The organism is Rhodococcus sp. OK519 (assembly GCF_003051005.1).
Taxonomy (GTDB): Bacteria; Actinomycetota; Actinomycetes; order Mycobacteriales; family Mycobacteriaceae; genus Prescottella.
The window spans coordinates 1,392,364-1,410,568 of sequence record NZ_QAOW01000001.1 but is presented as its reverse complement, the minus strand read 5'-3'; the positions used below and the strand labels follow the sequence as shown (position 1 = coordinate 1,410,568).

Sequence of the window (18,205 nt, the reverse complement as noted above, 5' to 3'; positions counted from 1 at the left end):
CAGCCCACAGCCGCCCTCGCGTGGGAAATACTCCGCCCATGTCTGCGGTCACGGGAGTCCCCATGTCGGCTGTCGGTAAGGAGCCGAGATGCGAAGCGTGAAGGATCTGGCGCGCGCCGAGCGAGCCCAACTGGCAGTCCTCCTGCGATCCCTGACGCCCAGCCAATGGCAAACGCCCTCGCTGTGCGCGGGCTGGACAGTCCGCGACGTCGTCGCCCACATGCTCAGCTACGAAGAGCTGAGCCCGACCGGTCTCGCTCGCCGATTCGCTCGTGGTCGGCTGCGATTCAACGGCGCCAACGCAATCGGGCTCGATGACTTCGGCGACCACGGCCCACAGCAGCTCATCGATCGGCTCGATCGCAGCTTGGAGCCGCGAGGGCTCCCCACCGCTTTCGGAGGTCGAATCGCGCTCGTCGACGGGATGATCCATCAGCAGGACATCCGTCGACCACTCGGCATTGCACGGGACATCCCCGCCCGACGACTGATTCCCGCTTTGGATTTCGCGCGCTACGCGCCCCCTATCGGCGCGATACGACGGGTCCGTGGCCTCCGACTGGTCGCCACAGACGTCGACTGGGCCTCCGGAACTGGACCCGAGATTCGCGGGTCGGGCGAAGCCCTACTCATGTCGATGGCGGGCCGCCCCGGCGTTCTGGACGAACTCGAGGGTTCCGGTCTTGCAACTCTTCGTGGCCGCATCGTCAGCTGATCCGGCCACCCAGCGTCCAACCTCCGCCCCGGACACTCAGGATCGAGGTGTGCCGATCTCCACCACACGCGCCCAGTCCGGTGGCAGGTCGGGCACGTAGTCGTCGCCCGGCCAACCCCGGGTATCCATCCGAGGGAACAGACCGACGACCGTTCGGCACCCGGGTCGGTAACTGGGCCAAGGTGTCTGCCCGTCGGTGAGGACGACGATCACGTCCGGGCGAGGCCAATTGTGCAGCGCCCTGGCGAAACCGGTGCGCAGGTCCGTACCACCGCCCCCGAACAGCGGGATGTCCTCGGCGCGGCACAGCGGGTGCACGACCCGGGCGGCCGCGTCGCACGACAGCACCGTGACCAGGTCGCGCCGCCCCCCCACGGCCCGAGTGATGGCGGCGACCTCGAGCAGTGCGCTGCCGAGGTCGCCGTCGCTGACCGATCCCGAGGTGTCGACGATGACACTGACCCGGGGTGGGTTACGCCGCAGGCTCGGCAGCACCGCGCCGGGCACCGAGGCGGAGCGCCGTGCCGGACGCCGGTAGGTGTAGTTCTCACCGGTGCCGGACGAAGACGTGGCGGAGCGAATCGCCGCGCCCAACAGGGCTCGCCACGGCTGCGTCGGGTGCAGAGCTTCCGCTGCCCACCGCTGCCATCCGCGGGGTGCCTGTCCGGGCCGGCCGACGATGCTGTGCGCCACCCGGAAACGAACCGCGTCGCATTGCTGGTCACTGAGCGCGTTCGCCCCGTCCGGGTCCAGCTCCCACTCCCGACACAACCCGTCGGCACCGCTGCCGCAGTCGAGCCAGGTCAGCCCGTCCGTGCCGGGGCCAAGGCGGAACTGGCGCAGATAGTCCTCCATGAGCTGGCCGGGGGGCAGTCCCAGCGTCGATGGCAGGACGGCATCGTCGGGTGCAGGCAATCCGTCGCCGAACGCGTCGTCGTTGATCTCCGCATCGGCGGCGAGATTCATCCGGAGCCGATCGCCGCGCCCGGTCAGATCGTGTGCTCGGGCGTAGCGATCACTGCGACCGTGGTGGTCACGCAGCAGATGCGACACCCCGTGGACCAGCATCGAGGCAAGCTCCTCCACCGGCCGCTGGGCGACGAAGACGGGCGAGACATAACAGCGCCAGTACCGGTCCACACCCATGGTCGGTACGCGGGACGACGCAACGATGTTCAGCGCATACAGGGCGGTTGCAAGGTAGGGCCGCACGCGGGCGGCGTGCAGCCGCGCCGCGTAGACCTTGTCTGCTTCCAGCGCTGCCGACGCCGTCATCGACAGGACCGCGCAGCGACACGGTCGGCGGCTCCGTCCGCCGCCAGGGACACCGACACGACCCCCGCGAGCTGGTCGATCTCGGCCGGCACCGCCCAGTCGTCTCGGCGCAGGGTGGCCAGCGTGGTCGCCGGGACGACCACGAGGTCCGGTGGCCCGGTCTGCACCGCGGCGACCAGGAGCGCCCATGCCGCGTCCCAGCGCGGCTTCTCCGGCCGCCGGCGGACGGCGTCGACCACCGCGTCGAGCACGGCCTGACGCAGATCACCGCGCTCGGGGAGCACGGCAACCGTCGGATCGGCGAGCAGCGTCTCGGGGTCCGGGAGGTCCATTCTGTCGATCGCGGCCAGCAGTTCGAAACCGGGCCCGTCACCGACGCTGCCCCGGACCAGAAGGGACAGCACGTCCGTCGACGACGAGGCGGCAGTCGCGAAAGCGATCAGCCGCACGGTCATGTCCCAGCTCCGCGGCGACGGCCAGGCACCGCCGCGGCGGGTCTGACTGCTGGGAAGTTGATGCACGAGAGCGGGCCGAGCGGCGAGCAGCTCACAGACCGCGCGGCGGGCGAATGCCACTGCGTCGGAGAACTTCTCCGGGTCGAGTCGGGGCAACGTCGCGCGTGGCCAGGTGCCGCCGAGACCACGGACGACGACGTCGTGGTCGTGGGTCCACTGCAGGTGTACGAAACGGTTGGCCAACGGTGGACCCAGCTCCCAGCCGTCCGCTGCCGACGACGGCGGGTTGGCGGCCGCCACGATGCGGACGTCAGGCGGGAGTTGCAGTGCCCCGATTCGTCTTTCCAGGACGAGCCGCAGCAGGGCCGCCTGCACGGCGGGCGGCGCCGTCGACAGTTCGTCCAGGAACAGCAGCCCCCGACCGGCCTGCACGAGCCGGACGGCCCAATCCGGCGGGGCCATCGGGACACCGCGTGTCGCCGGGTCGTCCCCGAGGACGGGCAGACCCGAGAAGTCCGACGGCTCGTGAACGCTCGCGATGACCGTGGTCAGCGGCAGATCCACCGCCTCGGCGAGCTGAGTCAGGGCGGCTGTCTTGCCGATCCCCGGTTCACCCCACAGCAATACCGGTAGGTCCGCGGCCACCGCCAGAGTGAGGGCCTCGAGTTGATCGTCGGGACGGGGCTCGGTAGCGACCGCGCCGAGCATCGCCGACAGCGCTGCGGCACTGTCGAGTTCGGTCTCGGACCGGTTCGGAAGGAGCATGGAAGACATGTGCATCACCTGTGTTGTCGAGGGAAGTCGCAGGATGCGGCCATCCGACCGCACTGCAGAACAGCGGATTTCGAGGATGTGTGGGGAGGCTCACCGTGAGCGGGCGCGACGCGTCCGCTCGGCGCGCCGAGGTCGCGATACAGGTGGCGCCTCCACCGGGTCGGTGCGAAACCGTTCGTACGTGCGATGGCGGTCCGCGGACGCCCGGAGTTCGTCCAGCAACGGACCGTCACGGAGGACCGCGTCGGGGCCGAGCAGTCCTTCGACAACGGCCAGCGCCCCTACGGCGTCTCCGTGGTCCAGACGTTCACGAACGCCGGGCAGACAATCCGGACGACGGTGAGCCTGGTCGATAGCCTGCAGGCACGGAAGCGGCGTGCCGCCCAGTGCGACGAGCATTTCCTCGCGCCGGATCTCGGCTGGGTTGTGATCGAGCGCGGCCAGTACGCCGTCGACCAGCCCGATCCGGTGTCGTTCACCGCGGCAGTCCACCAGGCGAGTGCGGCTCTCCCGGGTCGATGCCAGGGATTGAGTGGGCGGCGACCAGCCCGGATCGAGGGCGGCGCCGACCAGCGGGTGCAGTTGATCGGCGGTGATCGCTCCCGAGCGGATCAGCTCGAGGTCGGGCAGCACCCAGGTGGCAGCATCGGGTAGCACGGGGAGCGCGGCGAACCGTCCGCGCGGGTAGCCGTCCACGATTCGCACCCCGGCGGGTTCGACGCCGGCCCTTACCGGCTCCACCACCAAGTCGGACCCGCCCCCGCACCGCACCCTCACGGGGCTGTCGCCCTGCCCGTCCACACGGAGCAGGATGTCGGCTTCGGCTGCCCAGCGGTCGACGGCGCAGCCCCCCAGAGCCGCCTTGACCAGGGCAACATCGGCTACGGCTTCGTCTGGCAATCGACCTGTCCCGCAACGCATTCGTAGTTCGCCGGATCTGCGCGCATCCCACAGGTGCCGGTGAAGGTCCAGTCGGTAACGCCGGTTGGGGTGAGGGTGGGGATGGTGGGTGGAATCCGTGCCGTCCCACACAGTCAGCACGATCCGCTGCCCGGCCTCCGCCCAGACTGGAGCTGTGCGGGCCACCAGTTGCACCGAACCGGCCCCGCTGCAACGTCTTCGAAGTTCGGGCCGACCGTATCGAGCCAGCGCGACGGTCAATCCGGGGCGTAGCAGTCCGGCAGGTGCCACCCGCGGCAGGTGCCAACGAAGCAGGTCGGGTGCAAGATGCTGCAGGTCGGCCAGCACCTGTCCCGCGACATCCCGACCGTGCCGGCGGGCCAGTGCCCGTAGATCAATGTCGGTATCGAAACCTGCTGCGGCACAAGCGCCAGACCAGTCGCCCACAAGACGTCGGCCTGTCGCATTCTCGATCATGGTCGGCGGCACGGCGAACTCGCGCGTACGAAGCCAGAAGGCCAGTCGGGGACCCGTCCCGTTCACGGTCGGAGTGTGCATCAGCACTCACCGTTGGTGAACTGGGCCCCCAATCTTGGATCAGAATAAGTCGTCATTGGCGCAATGGTAGCGCGTCGCGACGATCTCGACCAGTGGGTCGCCATTACCGGCGGATGCACCTCCCACCCGGGCGGGATCTCCACATCCGAACGGGCGCAGGCGATCTACAACCGACGCCCGAGCTCCTCGTGCGGCAAAAACTTGCGATATGCCCACCGATAGATGGCGCAAGAAGACGCCGTTGACTCGAACACTAGTTCGAACTAAACTGGGTACATGAATCCGGGGGGAATCATCGAACCAAGCACCTCAGCGCTATCGCTGCACGCCGACGACGCGCGCCGTCTCCCCGAGACGCAGATGTTGCAGTCCACTCTCGACGTCTCCCGCGAGATCGAACGGCTCGAAGCCCTGCGGGTCACCATGGTCGCCGAGATCGACCAACGGCCAGTCTCATTCGACACCCTCGGGTTCCGCAGCGTCAAACTGTGGCTCGCGGCGAACACCCTGCTCGAAGTGCCTGCCGCCGCAGGGATTCTCGCCCTCGGACGCGCACTCGGTCGGCAACCCGAGATTTCCGCCGAGTACGAGAGTGGTCGCATCTCCGGAGGCCACGCCGCGCTGATCGCGAAGTTCTGCGAGAAACCCCCCAACGGCATGCCCGACGAAGCACTCGGCCCCTGCCGACAAGCGCTGCTCGACTGCGCCACCGGACCTGCCGCGACGACGGAAGCGCTACGGGGTGCGATCGCGAAACTCGAGCGAATCTTCGAATCCGACGACCTCCCCGCCAGCGAAGACACCGACCGCAACGAATTCCATGCGTCGAAGACTCTGAACGGTCGGGTGGCCGTGAAGGGCGATTTCGACGCCGTCACCGGCGAGATGCTGCTCACCGCGCTGTCCGCGTTGACGAAGCCGACGAATCCGGTCGACGACCCCGCCGGCATGCGCAGTCCCGGGAGCCGCCGTGCCGAGGCCTTCACCGAAATCCTCCGCCACTACCTCGACTCCGGAGACTCACCCACCGAAGGCGGCGAAAAACCACACCTATCCCTGCACGTGAACGCGACAGACCTCACGCGCACCGACACGGAACATGAGGGTGACAACGGGAATCCAGACCCGTTCGGCGACAAAGACATCGCCCACATGCCATGGATGGGGCCACTCTCGATCGCCACCGCACGACGCCTCGCCTGCGACTGCCACCTCACCCCCATCGTCATCGACGACGGAGTGCCGCTGAACCTGGGACGCAGCAGCCGAACAGTCTCCAAAAAGCAGCGCCGCGCACTCGTGGCCCGCGACCACGGATGCACCTTCCCGGGCTGCGGCACACCACCCGCCCACTGCGAAGGCCACCACGTGACACATTGGGCCGACGGCGGACCCACCGACCTCGACAACCTGGTGCTGCTCTGCCGCTACCACCACCGGCTACTCCACCACTCCCACTGGGAAGTAGCCATCGGCGAAGATCACCACCCGTGGTTCACACCGCCAGGCTCGGTGGACCCGTACCGGAAACCCATCCCCGCCCACAACCGCGCAGGACCACGCGCGGCATGAGGACCGATAGGCGACACCTGCAGCGGGGTGCCGCCTGTCACCACGTGGGCTCGTCAGCCCATCTCGTAGGAGCGGATCGAGCTGAGGAACAGCCGCACATCGTCCGTCGCAGATCGACGGAAGCAGGGCCTCGCAGCTCAGCTCAGTCACCGAAGACGTCGAGACACTCCAACGCGAGTTCGAGCTTCTGCCGGTGCGCTAACAGGTCGACGCCGAGAATCTCCTCGGCACGCTGGATACGGTATCGGACTGTGTTCTTGTGAATCCCCAGCCTCCGCGCCGCCGCCTCCTGGTTGCCATTGCAGGCCAGCACCGCTCGCATGGTGTCGCGCAGACGTTCGGAAGCGGCCTCATCCCCGAGCAGTCCGCCCAGCTCCCGCTCGACGAGCGCCCGCATGGCGACCGGATCCGCCGACAACATCGACACGATCTCGACATCCGGGTACCGCGTCACCGAATCACGCCGACGCCCGGTCTCGGCGACACGCTGCGCGGCCTGTGCCTCGCGGTGGCTACGCCGGAATCCTTCGACACCGAGTGCGCTGCCGCCGACAGCGACCCTCACACCCACCGGAATCGCCTGGGGGTCGACGATCGGCGGACCTGCCTCGGGGTTGTCGTCGACAATCCACGACCACACTCCGTGCGCCCCCGAGGGAACGGACAGAGTTCGTCGGGATCCGGCGATCCGGGACACGACCCCGTCGAGCGAGCCCGTGAGCAGTGCAGGATCCTCGGCCCACACGACAACGGCCGTGTGCGCGAGTCGGAACGGATAACCGAGGCGAGCCGAGGCCTGCTCGGCATCTCCGCCGCCATCGAGTATCTCGCGGACTGTCGTCACGCGAGATGCGAAGGCGCCCTGCAGGAGTTGTTCCCGTTCCTGCGAGTACGTGACGGCGAGCTCGTCCAACATGGCATTGAGCAGCTCGCTGGTCTGCGACCACATGGTGGTGAGCACCTGGAGCTTGAAGTCCGCGTCCAGGTCCTCGTGGTGGAGGAAGGCCGTGGCGAAGGTCAGCATCGCGCGATGACCGGCGTGGTACAGCTGCGAGAGGACCCGCAACTCGAGCCCCCGCTGCGCGACCGTGCGGGCCAGCCCGTGCGCCTCCTTCGACACCGGCGCGCCAGCGGGCCCGTCTGCCGAGAGCCGGCTCGCGTCGAGGAAGGCGGCCAACTGACTGCGCAGCGCGGCGCGCAGGTCCCGCTGCAGTTCGGCGTCCGAAGCGAGTTCGGGGACATCTGTCGTGAACGACTCCTCGAGTCCGGCGAGAAACTCGCTCAGGTCCTCACGCGAGAGCGTCGTCGTCAGATAGCCCCGCAGCCACAGCTCGGCCGGCACGCCCTCCGTCACGCTCTCACACCTTCCCGAACCGGTCCCGTCGTCGATCCGAGCCTCCACAGTAGACGCGGCGCCGACGCCGCCCCGTCATCGAAACACCGGGGCAATCAGCGCAAATCGGATCCAGTCGTGCGCAGCGCGGCGTAGTCGGAATCCAGTAGCGCCGATTCGCGCGCCAGGTGGCCACGGGCGAGGTCACGGCGTGCCTGCGGATCGAGCGCCTCCCACCAGGCGTCGAGGTCCCGCCGGCGGGCATACAGGTAGTCCGACACCGGGCCCTGAAAGATCGCGAAATGCGGCAGTGCGTCGTCAGGGGCTGCGTAGCAGACGCTCTCTTCGCCGCACACGCTCATGACCTGGCCGATGAACTCCGGCGGCACGAATCCCTGAGGGTTGCGCAGCAACGCAAGTCGCGCCCGCTCGGACAGGCAGCGGTAGAGATGCTCGGGATCCGGTGTCTCCTCTCCCATACCCTGAACCTAGCGCCGCGGTTCGGCACTGTCCCGAGAGTGAACGAATCCGTGCGATGCTCGATCGCAGAGCGAATTTTCAGGATGTGACGGCCAGGTCGAAGGAGCGCGAGATGAAGGCAATTCAGTACACGCGAATCGGAGCCGAGCCGGAACTCGTCGAGATACCGACCCCCGAACCCGGCCCCGGCGAAGTCCTACTCCAGATCACTGCCGCGGGCGTCTGCCACTCCGACGAGTTCGTGATGGGCCTGCCGGCCGAGCAATTCGGGTACGACCTCCCGATGACACTGGGACATGAGGGCGCCGGAAGCGTCGCCGCTGTGGGCGCCGGCGTCACCGACCTCGAGATCGGCACGAACGTCGTGGTGTACGGGCCGTGGGGCTGTGGGCGGTGCTGGCACTGCGCGCAGGGACTCGAGAACTACTGCTCCCGCGCACGGGAACTCGGCATCGCGCCGCCCGGGCTCGGTGCGCCCGGCGCGATCGCCGAGCGGTCGCCGGCGTCGGATCCGACGTCACCATCGTCGGGCTCGGCGACGGGAAATCTGCTGCGCGCGTCGGCTTCTTCACCGGTGCATACGAGACGAATGTCGCTTCGCCGTACTGGGGTTCGCGCAGCGAACTCATCGAGCTGATCGACCTCGCGCACCAGGGTGTGCTCGACATCGCGGTCGAGCGGTTCTCCCTCGACGACGGTGTCGAGGCGTATCGCCGACTCGCGGCCGGCACGTTGCGCGGCCGGGCAGTCATCGTGCCGTGAGCGCCCCGAGCACCCCGAGCGCCGTGAGTGGTACGGCCGATCTCCTCCGCCGGCTCGTCGGTGGACTCTTCGTCTTCACCGCCGGCATCCACGTCGGCATCGTCGCGGCCGACGCCGAGCTGTACCGGCCATTCGCAGACCTGTCGTACCTGCCGTTCGTTCGCACGGCGTGGCGGGATGTCTTCATGGCGCACCCGGCGCTGTGGGGTTTGGTTGTCGCGGCGGGCGAACTTGCCATCGGCGTGCTCGTCCTGGCCGGGGGCGTGTGGACACGAATCGGGCTGTTCGGCGCGATCGCCTTCCATGTCGCGCTGATGCTGTTCGGCTGGGGTTACTGGATCTGGTGCATCCCGGCGCTGGTGTTGCTCGGATATCTCTTGCGCGAGAACCTGCGGGCGGGCAATCACGAGTCGTAGCGTGGAGGAGCGAGCACTCCGACCCGTCGATCGGGCAACCGCCGGAGGCACTGTTGGACGTCGTGTTCCCGAGCACCGGAACGATTGCCCGCGAGGCCGTCCCCTCGGTTCTCGTGGGAGTTTGCGCCGCCGTCATCCCGATCGTGATGGTGATCGTGACCGACCGGGTCACCGCACTGCTGTACACCTGGATTCCGGACCTCGTCGGATTCGACGGCTATGCCCGATGGTGGATCTTCGCGGTACTCACCGGAATCGGACTCCTGGTCGGTCTGCTGGTGTGGAAGCTACCCGGCCACGGCGGCCCGGACCCTGCCACCGCGGGTCTGGTGGGCCCACCGATCCCGCTGAGGTCGCTCCCGTCGCTCGCGCTCGTCGTCGCCCTCGCCCTCGGCGCGGGAGTCAGTCTGGGTCCCGAGAATCCGCTCATCGCGATCAACGTCGCGGTCGCGGCGTGGGTTCTGGGGCGGCTGTGGCCGAGCATGCCGACCAAGCGCGTCGTCTGGTTGACGACGTCTGCGACGATCGGCGTGCTGTTCGGTACCCCGCTGGCCGGCCCGCTGGCGTTCGTCGAACTCGCCGGACGGCGCCCGAAAGGCGAACTCTGGGAGAACATGTTCGCTCCCCTCGTCGCGGCCGGCGCGGGAACGGCGACGATGCTCCTGCTCGATCGCCCGATGCTCATCATCGACGTCCCCGAGTACCGGTGGCCCACGATCGGTCACGTCCTGATCGGGACGGCGATCGCAGTCGGAACTGCGGTCTTCTTCCTGCTCGGTGTTCCGGCGTTCCACCGGATGCACGCACTGTTCCATGCGCTGCCGAATCCGGTTCTCGCGATCGGTCTGGGCGGAGCCGTCCTCGGCGTGCTCGGCGCGGTCGGCGGACCGGACACTCTCTTCAAGGACGCGGAGAACATGGGTCGGGTCACCGCGGACGCCGGAAATCAGTCGGTGGGCCGCCTCGCCCTGTTCGCACTGATCAATCTCGTCGCGCTACTCGTCGCGTCGAGTTGCGGCTTCCGCGGCGGTCGGACGTTCGCGTCCGTGTTCGTCGGGCTCAATGTCGGTCTGTTCGTCCACGCCGTGTTCGACACGGTTCCGCTGGCGCTCTCGGTGTCGTGTGCGGTGTTGGGTGCCCTGGTGGTGGCGGTGCGCAGTTGCTGGCTGGGCCTGTTCATCGGCGCGACGATGGTGGCGTCGTTCGGGGTGATCCCGGTGCTGTGCATCGCGGTGCTGCCGGTCTGGCTGATCGCCGTCCACCGCGGGCAGTTGGTGGTGGGACCGAACACCGCCCCACTCGAGAAACACGTCAGCTGACGGGATCGTCGGAACGAGGCTGCGGCGTCAGCGGTTGCGCCGCGTCCTGCACGAATCCGTCGTGGCCGCCGATCGTGTTCTCGTCGAGGGCGTCGAGCACCGCCTCGACATCCGATTCCCGGACCAGCACTTCCACCTTGAGCCGCTGCGCCAACGCAAGTTCGCTGCGTCGATCGCGCATCACCACGGTGTCCCGATGCACGGACGGCGCATGCACCTCGGTCACGACGATCGACCGCGCACCGGCGTCCCGCAGCGCCCGTTCGAGGCGGCCCGCGTCCAGCGCCCGGACGAGCACGGTGACGAGGCGGTAGCGCTCGCCCGGTGGCGAGGGCGCGATCCGGGTGGACGTCACCGGCGGCTGATCGACGGCACCGGACGCGAGACCCGCACCGGCGACGAAGGACGGCGCGAACTGGTAGGCATCCATGCCCTGACGCCGGCGGTCCAGTCCGAACTCCTCGTCGGCCGGCAGGCGCAGTCCCACGGTCTTCTCCGCCGCAAAGGCGATCGCAAGGGTGACGACAAAGGAGAACACCACCACGACCACGAGCGCGAGCGCCTGGTTTCCCAGTAGCGAGAAGCCTCCACCGAAGAACAGCCCGTCCGCGCCGATCGCGTTGATGGCCTTCTTGCCGAACAGACCCAGCAGGAGCGACCCGAGTATGCCACCGACGAAGTGGACGGCGATCACATCGAGCGCGTCGTCGAACCGGAAGAGGACCTTCAGGCGGAGCGCGACCTGGCACACCAGTCCCGCGATCGCGCCGATCGCCAGCGCGGTCGCGGTGTCCACGTAGCCGGCACACGGCGTGATCGTGGCCAGCCCCGCCACCGCGCCGGTCGCCGCGCCCACCACGGTGGCGCGTCCCTGCCGGAATCGCTCGACGATCAGCCAGATCACCATGCCCGTCGCCGCGGCCACGTGGGTGTTCAGCAGGGCCTGGGCAGCAATACCGTTTGCCTGCAACCCATCTCCCGCATTGAACCCGAACCACCCGAACCACAGGATTCCGGCGCCAATCATTGTGAGCGGCACCGAATGCGGGACGGTTTCGCTTTCGGGCCACCCGGTCCTCCTGCCCACGACAAGGAGGATCGCGAGCGCGGCAGCGCCGGCCGACGCGTGCACCACCATCCCGCCGGCCCAGTCCTGCGCCCCTCGGCGAGCCAGCCATCCCTCGGGATTGAACAGCCAGTGCGCGATCGGCGCGTACACGATCACCGGCCACACGGCGAGGATCGTCACCCACCCCGCGATCTTCAACCGGTTCGCGGTCGCCCCGGTGATGAGCGCGGGGGTGATGATCGCGAACATCATCTGATAGGCGACGAACGCCAGCGCGGGAATGGCCACCCCAGGCATCACGACATGCATTGCCGGACTAGGCGCTTCGTCCAGATTCTGCAACGCGAACAGCTTCAGATCACCGAACAGTCCGCCGACGGCGTCGTCGCTGAACGCGATGCTGTGGCCGATCAGCACCCACACGACTGTCACGACACCGAGCGGAACGAAGTTCTGCTGGATCATCACCAAGACGTTGCGACTCTTCACCATTCCGGCATAGAAGAAGGCGAGCCCGGGGACCATGAACAGCACCAGTGCCGCGCACACCAGGACCCACGCGGTGTCGCCGGCGTCGACGGGATTCGTTGCGGTCACGGAAGCCACCTCCGGAGAGCATGCTCCGGTCGCCCCGGCGGTCACGAGTCGGATGCGGGACAAACCGTCCGATCGGCGCTGCCGCGAGTGCGGCGTCGCCGAACCTTCAGTCTAGAGAAGAGATCTCGCGGTGTCAGTCCCCAGAATCGGCTACCACCGCTGTGTCGCGGGCGCACCGGACGAGCGTCGACGGTTCGGCGTCGGCGTCACCCAGCGACGGCCGCCGTGTCGTCCTCGGGTTCGTCCTCCACGATGCGTCCGGTCTGCAGATCCACGTCGATCTCGCGCCGTTCGCCCTGGAGATCCACGAAATCGATCTCGACGGTGGGTCGGCCGTCCTCCTCGTCGAGTTCGAATCCCAGGATTCCGGGCGCCCGCGGCGACTCCTGCGCTTGCGCACTACCAGCCCCGGCCAACAGGACTCCCGACACCGCCGCGGCGGTACACAACACGGCGGCCCCCGACCTCGCTACATCCCTCACTACATCTCTGTACGACAACATCGAACCTCACCTCGACGGACGACTCGACTTCCCTCCACGCTAGCCCGGACCTGCACGGCTTCGACAGCCCCGAATCACGTCAGCCCCGAATGACGTCGGCGCGCGCAAAGAGAACGGGGGCGCTTCCGACTAGGGTTCACCAGCATGGAGGGCAGCGGCAGGTCGGACGGATCACCGTCGGCCGAGACGTGGCCGGGGGGGGCGTATCCGCTGGGTGCGACCTACGACGGGGGCGGCACCAACTTCTCCATATTCTCGGAGGTCGCCGAGGCTGTCGATCTCTGCCTCATCGGCAAGGACGGGACGGAGACCCGGGTAACGCTCGAGGAGGTCGACGGCTACGTCTGGCACGCCTATCTCCCCTCGGTGACACCCGGGCAGCGCTACGGCTATCGGGTGCACGGTCCGTACGACCCCGACGCCGGTCTCCGCTGCGATCCGTCCAAACTGCTGCTCGATCCGTACGGCAAGGCGTTCGACGGACGCTTCGACGACGATCGGTCGCTGCGCACCCACGGCGCCGACACCTTCGGGCACACCATGACGACCGTCGTGATCAACCCCTACTTCGACTGGGGCACGGACCGACCGCCGCGTACCCCGTACCACGAGACCCTCATCTACGAGGCGCACGTCAAGGGCATGACGGCGACGCATCCCGGCGTGCCGGAGGATCTGCGCGGCACGTACGCCGGGCTGGCGCACCCCGCCGTGATCGAGCACCTGCGCGCGCTGGGGGTGACCGCGATCGAGCTGATGCCGGTGCACCAGTTCATGCACGACCAGATCCTGCTGGATCAGGGATTGCGAAACTATTGGGGATACAACACCTTCGGGTTTCTCGCCCCCCATGCCGAATATTCGTCGGCCACCAAACCCAGCGGGGTGGTCACCGAGTTCAAGGCCATGGTCCGAGCGTTTCACGAGGCGGGGATCGAGGTGATCCTCGACGTCGTCTACAACCACACCGCCGAGGGTGATCACCGCGGGCCTACCATCGGCTTCCGCGGCATCGACAACGCCGCGTACTACCGACTCGACGACGACGATCCAGGCCTCTACAAGGACTACACCGGCACCGGGAACAGCCTCAACGCGCGGCATCCGCACACGCTGCAACCCATCATGGACTCGCTGCGCTACTGGGTCACCGAGATGCACGTCGACGGCTTCCGCTTCGACCTGGCATCGACGCTGGCACGCGAATTGCACGACGTCGACCGGCTCTCCGCGTTCTTCGACCTGGTGCAGCAGGATCCGGTGGTGAGCCAGGTCAAGCTGATCGCCGAACCGTGGGACGTGGGTGAGGGCGGCTACCAGGTGGGCAACTTTCCCGGCCTGTGGACCGAGTGGAACGGTAAATACCGCGACACGGTCCGCGACTACTGGCGCGGGCAACCGGCCACCCTCGGGGAATTCGCCTCCCGCCTCACCGGTTCGTCGGACCTGTACGAGGCGACCGGGCGTCGTCCCGGTGCGAGCATCAACTTCGTCACCGCCCACGACGGATTCACACTCACCGACCTGGTGTCCTACGACGAAAAGCACAACGAGGCCAACGGCGAGGACAACCGGGACGGCGAGAGCCACAACCGCTCGTGGAACTGCGGCGTCGAGGGGCCCACCGACGACCCGGCGATCCTCGCGTTGCGTGCCCGTCAACGTCGCAACATGCTGGCGACGCTGCTGCTCAGCCAGGGCACCCCGATGCTCTCGCACGGCGACGAGATGGGCCGCACCCAGAACGGCAACAACAATGTCTACTGCCAGGATTCACCACTGTCCTGGATGGACTGGTCGCTGGCCGAATCGAACGCCGACCTCCTCGACTTCGCCCGCCGCACGACGGCACTGCGGGCCGAGCACCCCGTCTTCCGCCGTCGCCGGTTCTTCGCGGGCCGACCGGTCCGCGACGAACACAGTCGCGACATCGCATGGCTGACGCCGTCCGGGCGGGAGATGACCACCGAGGACTGGGACAGCGGATTCGGCAAGGGCCTGGTCGTGTACCTGGGCGGTGATGCGATCCCCGAACCCGACCAGCGCGGCCGACGAGTGGTCGACGACTCGTTCCTGCTGTTCTTCAACGCCCACGACGAGGGCCTCGACTTCACGATCCCGCGGGGCGGGGCCGACACTCGGTGGGTGGGCGTCCTCGACACCGACGCCCCCAACGGGGCAACAGATCTCGCTGTGTCTTCCGGCGACACCCTCACGGTGCCGTCCCGATCCCTCCTCGTCCTGCGCCGGGACACGCGTCGGGATACGCGTCCATGAGACCGATCACCGCGACGTACCGCCTTCAACTGCAGGGTGACACCCTCACCCTCGACGACGCGCGCCGCCTCGTCGACTATCTCGACCGCCTCGGCGTCTCGCACGTCTATCTGTCACCGATCCTGACGGCGGTGTCGGGATCCACACACGGCTACGACGTCACCGACCCGACATCCGTGTCGATGGAGTTGGGTGGACGGCCCGCACTGGTCGCGCTGTCGGCCGAACTCAGCGAACGCGACATGGGACTGATCGTCGATCTGGTGCCCAACCATCTCGGAATAGGCCGACCGAGACAGAACCGCTGGTGGTGGGACGTACTGACAAACGGGCACCGATCGCCGTTCGCGCGGTTCTTCGACCTCGACTGGCGCGACGACAACGGCGCCGACGGGCGGATCGCGCTGCCCGTGCTGGCGGACGAGAGCGATCTCGCCGAGTTGAAGGTCGATCGCACCGGCGGCACTCCCCTGCTGGCGCTGGGCGAGCAGCGCTTCCCTCTCGCGCCGGGAACCGACGACGGCGAACCGCGGGAGATCCACGCCCGGCAGGCATATCGGCTGGTGCCGTGGCGGGCCGGGCAAGTGGGGTACCGCCGATTCTTCGCGATCAACGATCTCGCCGCAGTGCGCCAGGAGGACCCGCGGGTGTTCGACACCACCCACCACCAGTTCGCGTCGTGGGTGCGCGACGAGCTGGTGGACGGTGTCCGCGTCGATCACCCCGACGGACTGAGCGATCCCGCCGGCTACCTGCGCAACCTGCGCGAAGTGATCGGGCCCGAGCGCTGGCTGGTGGCCGAGAAAGTGCTCGCCCCCGGGGAGCCACTCGATGCCACACTGCCGATCGACGGCACCACGGGATACGACGCGCTCGCCGAGTACGGTGGCGTCTTCCTCGATCCGGCGGGGGCCGCGACGCTCACCGAACTCGCGGCCCGCACCGGTGCGCCGGGCGACCGCGCCTGGGTGGAGTCGAATGGGAAAGAGCTGCGCCGCAATGCCGCTCGCGGTGACCTCGCGCCGGATATTCGACGGCTGATCCGGGCCGTCCTGCGGGACTCCCCGACCTTCTGCAATCCGGAGCAACTGCGGGACGCCGTGGTCGAAGTCCTCGCGCACATGCCGGTGTACCGGGCGGACTACATGCCATTGACCGGGGTGCTGCCGCGCGTGATCGGCGAGACAGCCTTGCGGCACCCGGACTGGCAGACGGCCCTGACCACGCTCGCAAGCGCGATCGTCGACGGCACCGAGTCCCGCACCCGGTTCCATCAGGTGTGCGGTGCGGTCACCGCGAAGGCGGTGGAGGACTGCCTGTTCTATCGCACGGCGCGCCTCGTGTCACTCCTCGAAGTGGGCGGCGACCCCGGAGGTTTCGGCTGCTCTCCCGCCGAATTCCATCTGCGCGCGCACGAGCGGGCCCACCACTGGCCTCGTACGATGACGACGCTGTCGACCCACGACACCAAGCGCGGCGAGGACGTGCGTGCCCGGATCGGGGTGCTCTCGCAGGTCCCGGAACTATGGGCGCGATGCGTTGCCGACTGGGAGATGTCTGCACCCAGCCCGGACGGCGTGACCGGACTGATGATGTGGCAGAACATGTTCGGCGTGTGGCCGGTCGACGGAACGGACCCCGGCAACGGCGATCTGCGCGCTCGCCTGCATGCGTACGCGGAGAAGGCCGTCCGGGAAGCCGGCGTGCACACTTCCTGGGCCGAGGTCGACACGAAGTTCGAGGGTGCCCTCCACGGTTGGATCGACCGCGTCGTCAACGGTCCCGTGGGCCGCAGCATCGGCCGCATCTCGCAGCATCTCGCTCCGCACGGATGGTCGGATGCGCTGGGGCAGAAGCTCCTCCAACTGTGCGGGCCCGGCATCCCCGACGTGTACCAGGGCACCGAGCTGTGGGAGGACTCGCTGGTGGACCCCGACAATCGGCGTTCCGTCGACTTCTCGGTGCGACGTGCACTCCTGAAATCGATGGACACTCCCGGTGTCGACGCTCCACCGATCGACGCGTCGGGCGCGGCCAAACTCCACATGACGCGCATCGCCCTGCGGTTGAGGCGGGAGCGCCCCGGCAGCTTCGTCGGCGGGCACTACCGTCCGGTCTTCGGCGTCGGCCCCGCCCGGGACCACCTGCTCGGCTTCGCGCGCGGACCGGCCGGCACCACCTCCGATGTCATCGTGTTGGCAACTCGACACAGCGTGTTGCTCACCGAAAGCGGCTGGGGCAGTTCCAGCATCACGCTGCCGACGGGAAACTGGTTCGACCGCCTCACGGGAGAACTCCATTCGGGCTCGACCCCCCTGGCAAAGATGTTCGACCGCCTACCGGTCGCTCTCCTGGTCCGACTGGACCGGCCCTGACCCTGGACAACTGATCGCCGCCGGCGCCGGTACTGGGACACGCTGGCGGCAGACGTAATCCGCCGATGAATTGTCGGAGCGCCACCACGGGCTCGTGGAGTTGGCACTGCGGGAGCTCGGCCCGGACGAACCTCGCGGACGCCGTGAACCGCTGGCGCAGGACACACCCCGGTCAGCACCGCCCGCCTCACCGATCCGATGGGCGACCTGCGCCGCGCAGGCCGAGTCCCCTGCGCTCACGGTTACGTCGTCGACGCGGAGTTGGCGCTCGCGGTCAGCTCCGTCGGGAGATAATCGCAAGCAGCAACTCGGCCCGCACTGCCGGACGGCACCGGCCATCGACTCGTCCGTGGCCTCCTCCAACCAGGATCTGATCGACATGCCCGAGTCCAATGGGTCATCCGATACTCCATCACCTGCGGCGGGCGCCACGCGCCGACCCACTTGCCGAATCGGCGGATGAGCGACTCCCGACCCTGTCACTCTGGCAGATGGCGCATCTTGTGAGGCAGCGCAGATTGAGAAGGCCACTGACGGCGGAAATCGACGAGCGGCGCTGCCCGACCGATCGAGAGGACCGAGCGCGATGACGACCGAACTCCTGAAGAACTACATCGACGGCGCCTTCGTGGACTCCGCGTCCGACAAGGCGACCCCCGGACAGCGTCAGAGCGCGCTACTCGCCCTCGCCGACGCGATCGAGGCGCACAGCGACGAACTCGTCGAAGCCCAATGCCGCAACACCGGCCGGCCGAAGGCGATCATCGCCGTCGAGGAGATCAAGGTCGGAGCCGACCAGTTGAGCTTCTTCGCCGGCCCGGTCGT

Annotated in this window: 13 protein-coding genes and 2 pseudogenes; 8 read left to right on the top strand and 7 right to left on the bottom strand. The window is 68.0% G+C overall.

The window, feature by feature from the left end; translation table 11 throughout:
* Positions 1-88 precede the first annotated feature (88 nt).
* Entirely contained in the window at positions 89-715 is a 627-nt protein-coding gene (locus tag C8K36_RS06575) for a maleylpyruvate isomerase family mycothiol-dependent enzyme (protein WP_107983525.1), read from the top strand.
* A gap of 36 nt (positions 716-751) precedes the next feature.
* Here the strand turns inward: C8K36_RS06575 and C8K36_RS06570 are convergent, their stop codons facing one another.
* From C8K36_RS06570 to C8K36_RS25405, 3 genes are all read right to left on the bottom strand, one after another.
* Positions 752-1,990 (bottom strand): DUF2201 family putative metallopeptidase, encoded by a 1,239-nt coding sequence (locus C8K36_RS06570; RefSeq protein WP_107983524.1) that lies wholly within the window; start codon positions 1,988-1,990, stop codon positions 752-754.
* A complete protein-coding gene (locus C8K36_RS06565) occupies positions 1,987-3,225 on the bottom strand; it encodes an AAA family ATPase (protein ID WP_107983814.1) in 1,239 nt (412 codons plus the stop codon). The genes C8K36_RS06570 and C8K36_RS06565 overlap by 4 nt, the downstream gene beginning before the upstream one ends.
* A gap of 84 nt (positions 3,226-3,309) precedes the next feature.
* On the bottom strand, positions 3,310-4,119 hold the full coding sequence (locus C8K36_RS25405) for a hypothetical protein (protein ID WP_420910849.1): 810 nt from the start codon (positions 4,117-4,119) through the stop codon (positions 3,310-3,312).
* A gap of 834 nt (positions 4,120-4,953) precedes the next feature.
* Between C8K36_RS25405 and C8K36_RS06555 the strand changes: the two genes are divergently transcribed.
* Entirely contained in the window at positions 4,954-6,249 is a 1,296-nt protein-coding gene (locus C8K36_RS06555) for an HNH endonuclease signature motif containing protein (RefSeq protein ID WP_107983522.1), read from the top strand.
* Between the two features lie 142 nt (positions 6,250-6,391).
* Here the strand turns inward: C8K36_RS06555 and C8K36_RS06550 are convergent, their stop codons facing one another.
* A complete protein-coding gene (locus tag C8K36_RS06550; RefSeq protein ID WP_107983813.1) occupies positions 6,392-7,603 on the bottom strand; it encodes a PucR family transcriptional regulator in 1,212 nt (403 codons plus the stop codon).
* Between the two features lie 95 nt (positions 7,604-7,698).
* A complete protein-coding gene (locus tag C8K36_RS06545; protein WP_107983521.1) occupies positions 7,699-8,061 on the bottom strand; it encodes a hypothetical protein in 363 nt (120 codons plus the stop codon).
* Between the two features lie 113 nt (positions 8,062-8,174).
* Between C8K36_RS06545 and C8K36_RS06540 the strand changes: the two are divergent.
* From C8K36_RS06540 to C8K36_RS06530, 3 genes and pseudogenes are all read left to right on the top strand, one after another.
* Positions 8,175-8,824 (top strand): annotated as a pseudogene (locus C8K36_RS06540) (alcohol dehydrogenase catalytic domain-containing protein).
* On the top strand, positions 8,821-9,240 hold the full coding sequence (locus C8K36_RS06535) for a hypothetical protein (protein WP_258195176.1): 420 nt from the start codon (positions 8,821-8,823) through the stop codon (positions 9,238-9,240). The pseudogene C8K36_RS06540 and the gene C8K36_RS06535 overlap by 4 nt, the downstream one beginning before the upstream one ends.
* Before the next feature lie 62 nt (positions 9,241-9,302).
* Positions 9,303-10,559, top strand: a complete 1,257-nt coding sequence (locus tag C8K36_RS06530; RefSeq protein ID WP_258195285.1) for an ion channel protein — start codon at positions 9,303-9,305, stop codon at positions 10,557-10,559.
* On the opposite strand, the gene C8K36_RS06525 is transcribed toward C8K36_RS06530, so the two are convergent.
* Positions 10,552-12,225 carry an ammonium transporter gene (locus C8K36_RS06525; RefSeq protein ID WP_107983812.1) on the bottom strand — a complete coding sequence of 558 codons (1,674 nt, stop codon included), beginning with the start codon at positions 12,223-12,225 and terminating at the stop codon, positions 10,552-10,554. The two genes, C8K36_RS06530 and C8K36_RS06525, sit on opposite strands and share 8 nt — an antisense overlap.
* Before the next feature lie 206 nt (positions 12,226-12,431).
* Entirely contained in the window at positions 12,432-12,707 is a 276-nt protein-coding gene (locus C8K36_RS06520; RefSeq protein ID WP_258195175.1) for a peptidase, read from the bottom strand.
* A 165-nt stretch (positions 12,708-12,872) separates the two neighbouring features.
* Here C8K36_RS06520 and glgX point away from each other — a divergent pair, with 165 nt between their 5' ends.
* From glgX to C8K36_RS06505, 3 genes and pseudogenes are all read left to right on the top strand, one after another.
* Positions 12,873-15,005 carry a glycogen debranching protein GlgX gene (gene glgX, locus C8K36_RS06515; RefSeq protein ID WP_107983517.1) on the top strand — a complete coding sequence of 711 codons (2,133 nt, stop codon included), beginning with the start codon at positions 12,873-12,875 and terminating at the stop codon, positions 15,003-15,005.
* Entirely contained in the window at positions 15,002-17,380 is a 2,379-nt protein-coding gene (gene treY / locus C8K36_RS06510) for a malto-oligosyltrehalose synthase (protein WP_107983516.1), read from the top strand. The genes glgX and treY overlap by 4 nt, the downstream gene beginning before the upstream one ends.
* A gap of 586 nt (positions 17,381-17,966) precedes the next feature.
* Positions 17,967-18,197, top strand: a pseudogene (locus C8K36_RS06505) (aldehyde dehydrogenase family protein); the annotation flags it as partial.
* Positions 18,198-18,205: the final 8 nt, after the last annotated feature.

Excerpts from the sequence above, each read along its gene's own strand:
- C8K36_RS06575 (WP_107983525.1), top strand. The coding sequence starts at position 89 with ATGCGAAGCGTGAAGGATCTGGCGCGCGCCGAGCGAGCCCAACTGGCA.
- C8K36_RS06570 (WP_107983524.1), bottom strand. The coding sequence starts at position 1,990 with ATGACGGCGTCGGCAGCGCTGGAAGCAGACAAGGTCTACGCGGCGCGG.
- C8K36_RS06565 (WP_107983814.1), bottom strand. The coding sequence starts at position 3,225 with ATGCACATGTCTTCCATGCTCCTTCCGAACCGGTCCGAGACCGAACTC.
- C8K36_RS06555 (WP_107983522.1), top strand. The coding sequence starts at position 4,954 with ATGAATCCGGGGGGAATCATCGAACCAAGCACCTCAGCGCTATCGCTG.
- C8K36_RS06545 (WP_107983521.1), bottom strand. The coding sequence starts at position 8,061 with ATGGGAGAGGAGACACCGGATCCCGAGCATCTCTACCGCTGCCTGTCC.
- glgX (WP_107983517.1), top strand. The coding sequence starts at position 12,873 with ATGGAGGGCAGCGGCAGGTCGGACGGATCACCGTCGGCCGAGACGTGG.
- treY (WP_107983516.1), top strand. The coding sequence starts at position 15,002 with ATGAGACCGATCACCGCGACGTACCGCCTTCAACTGCAGGGTGACACC.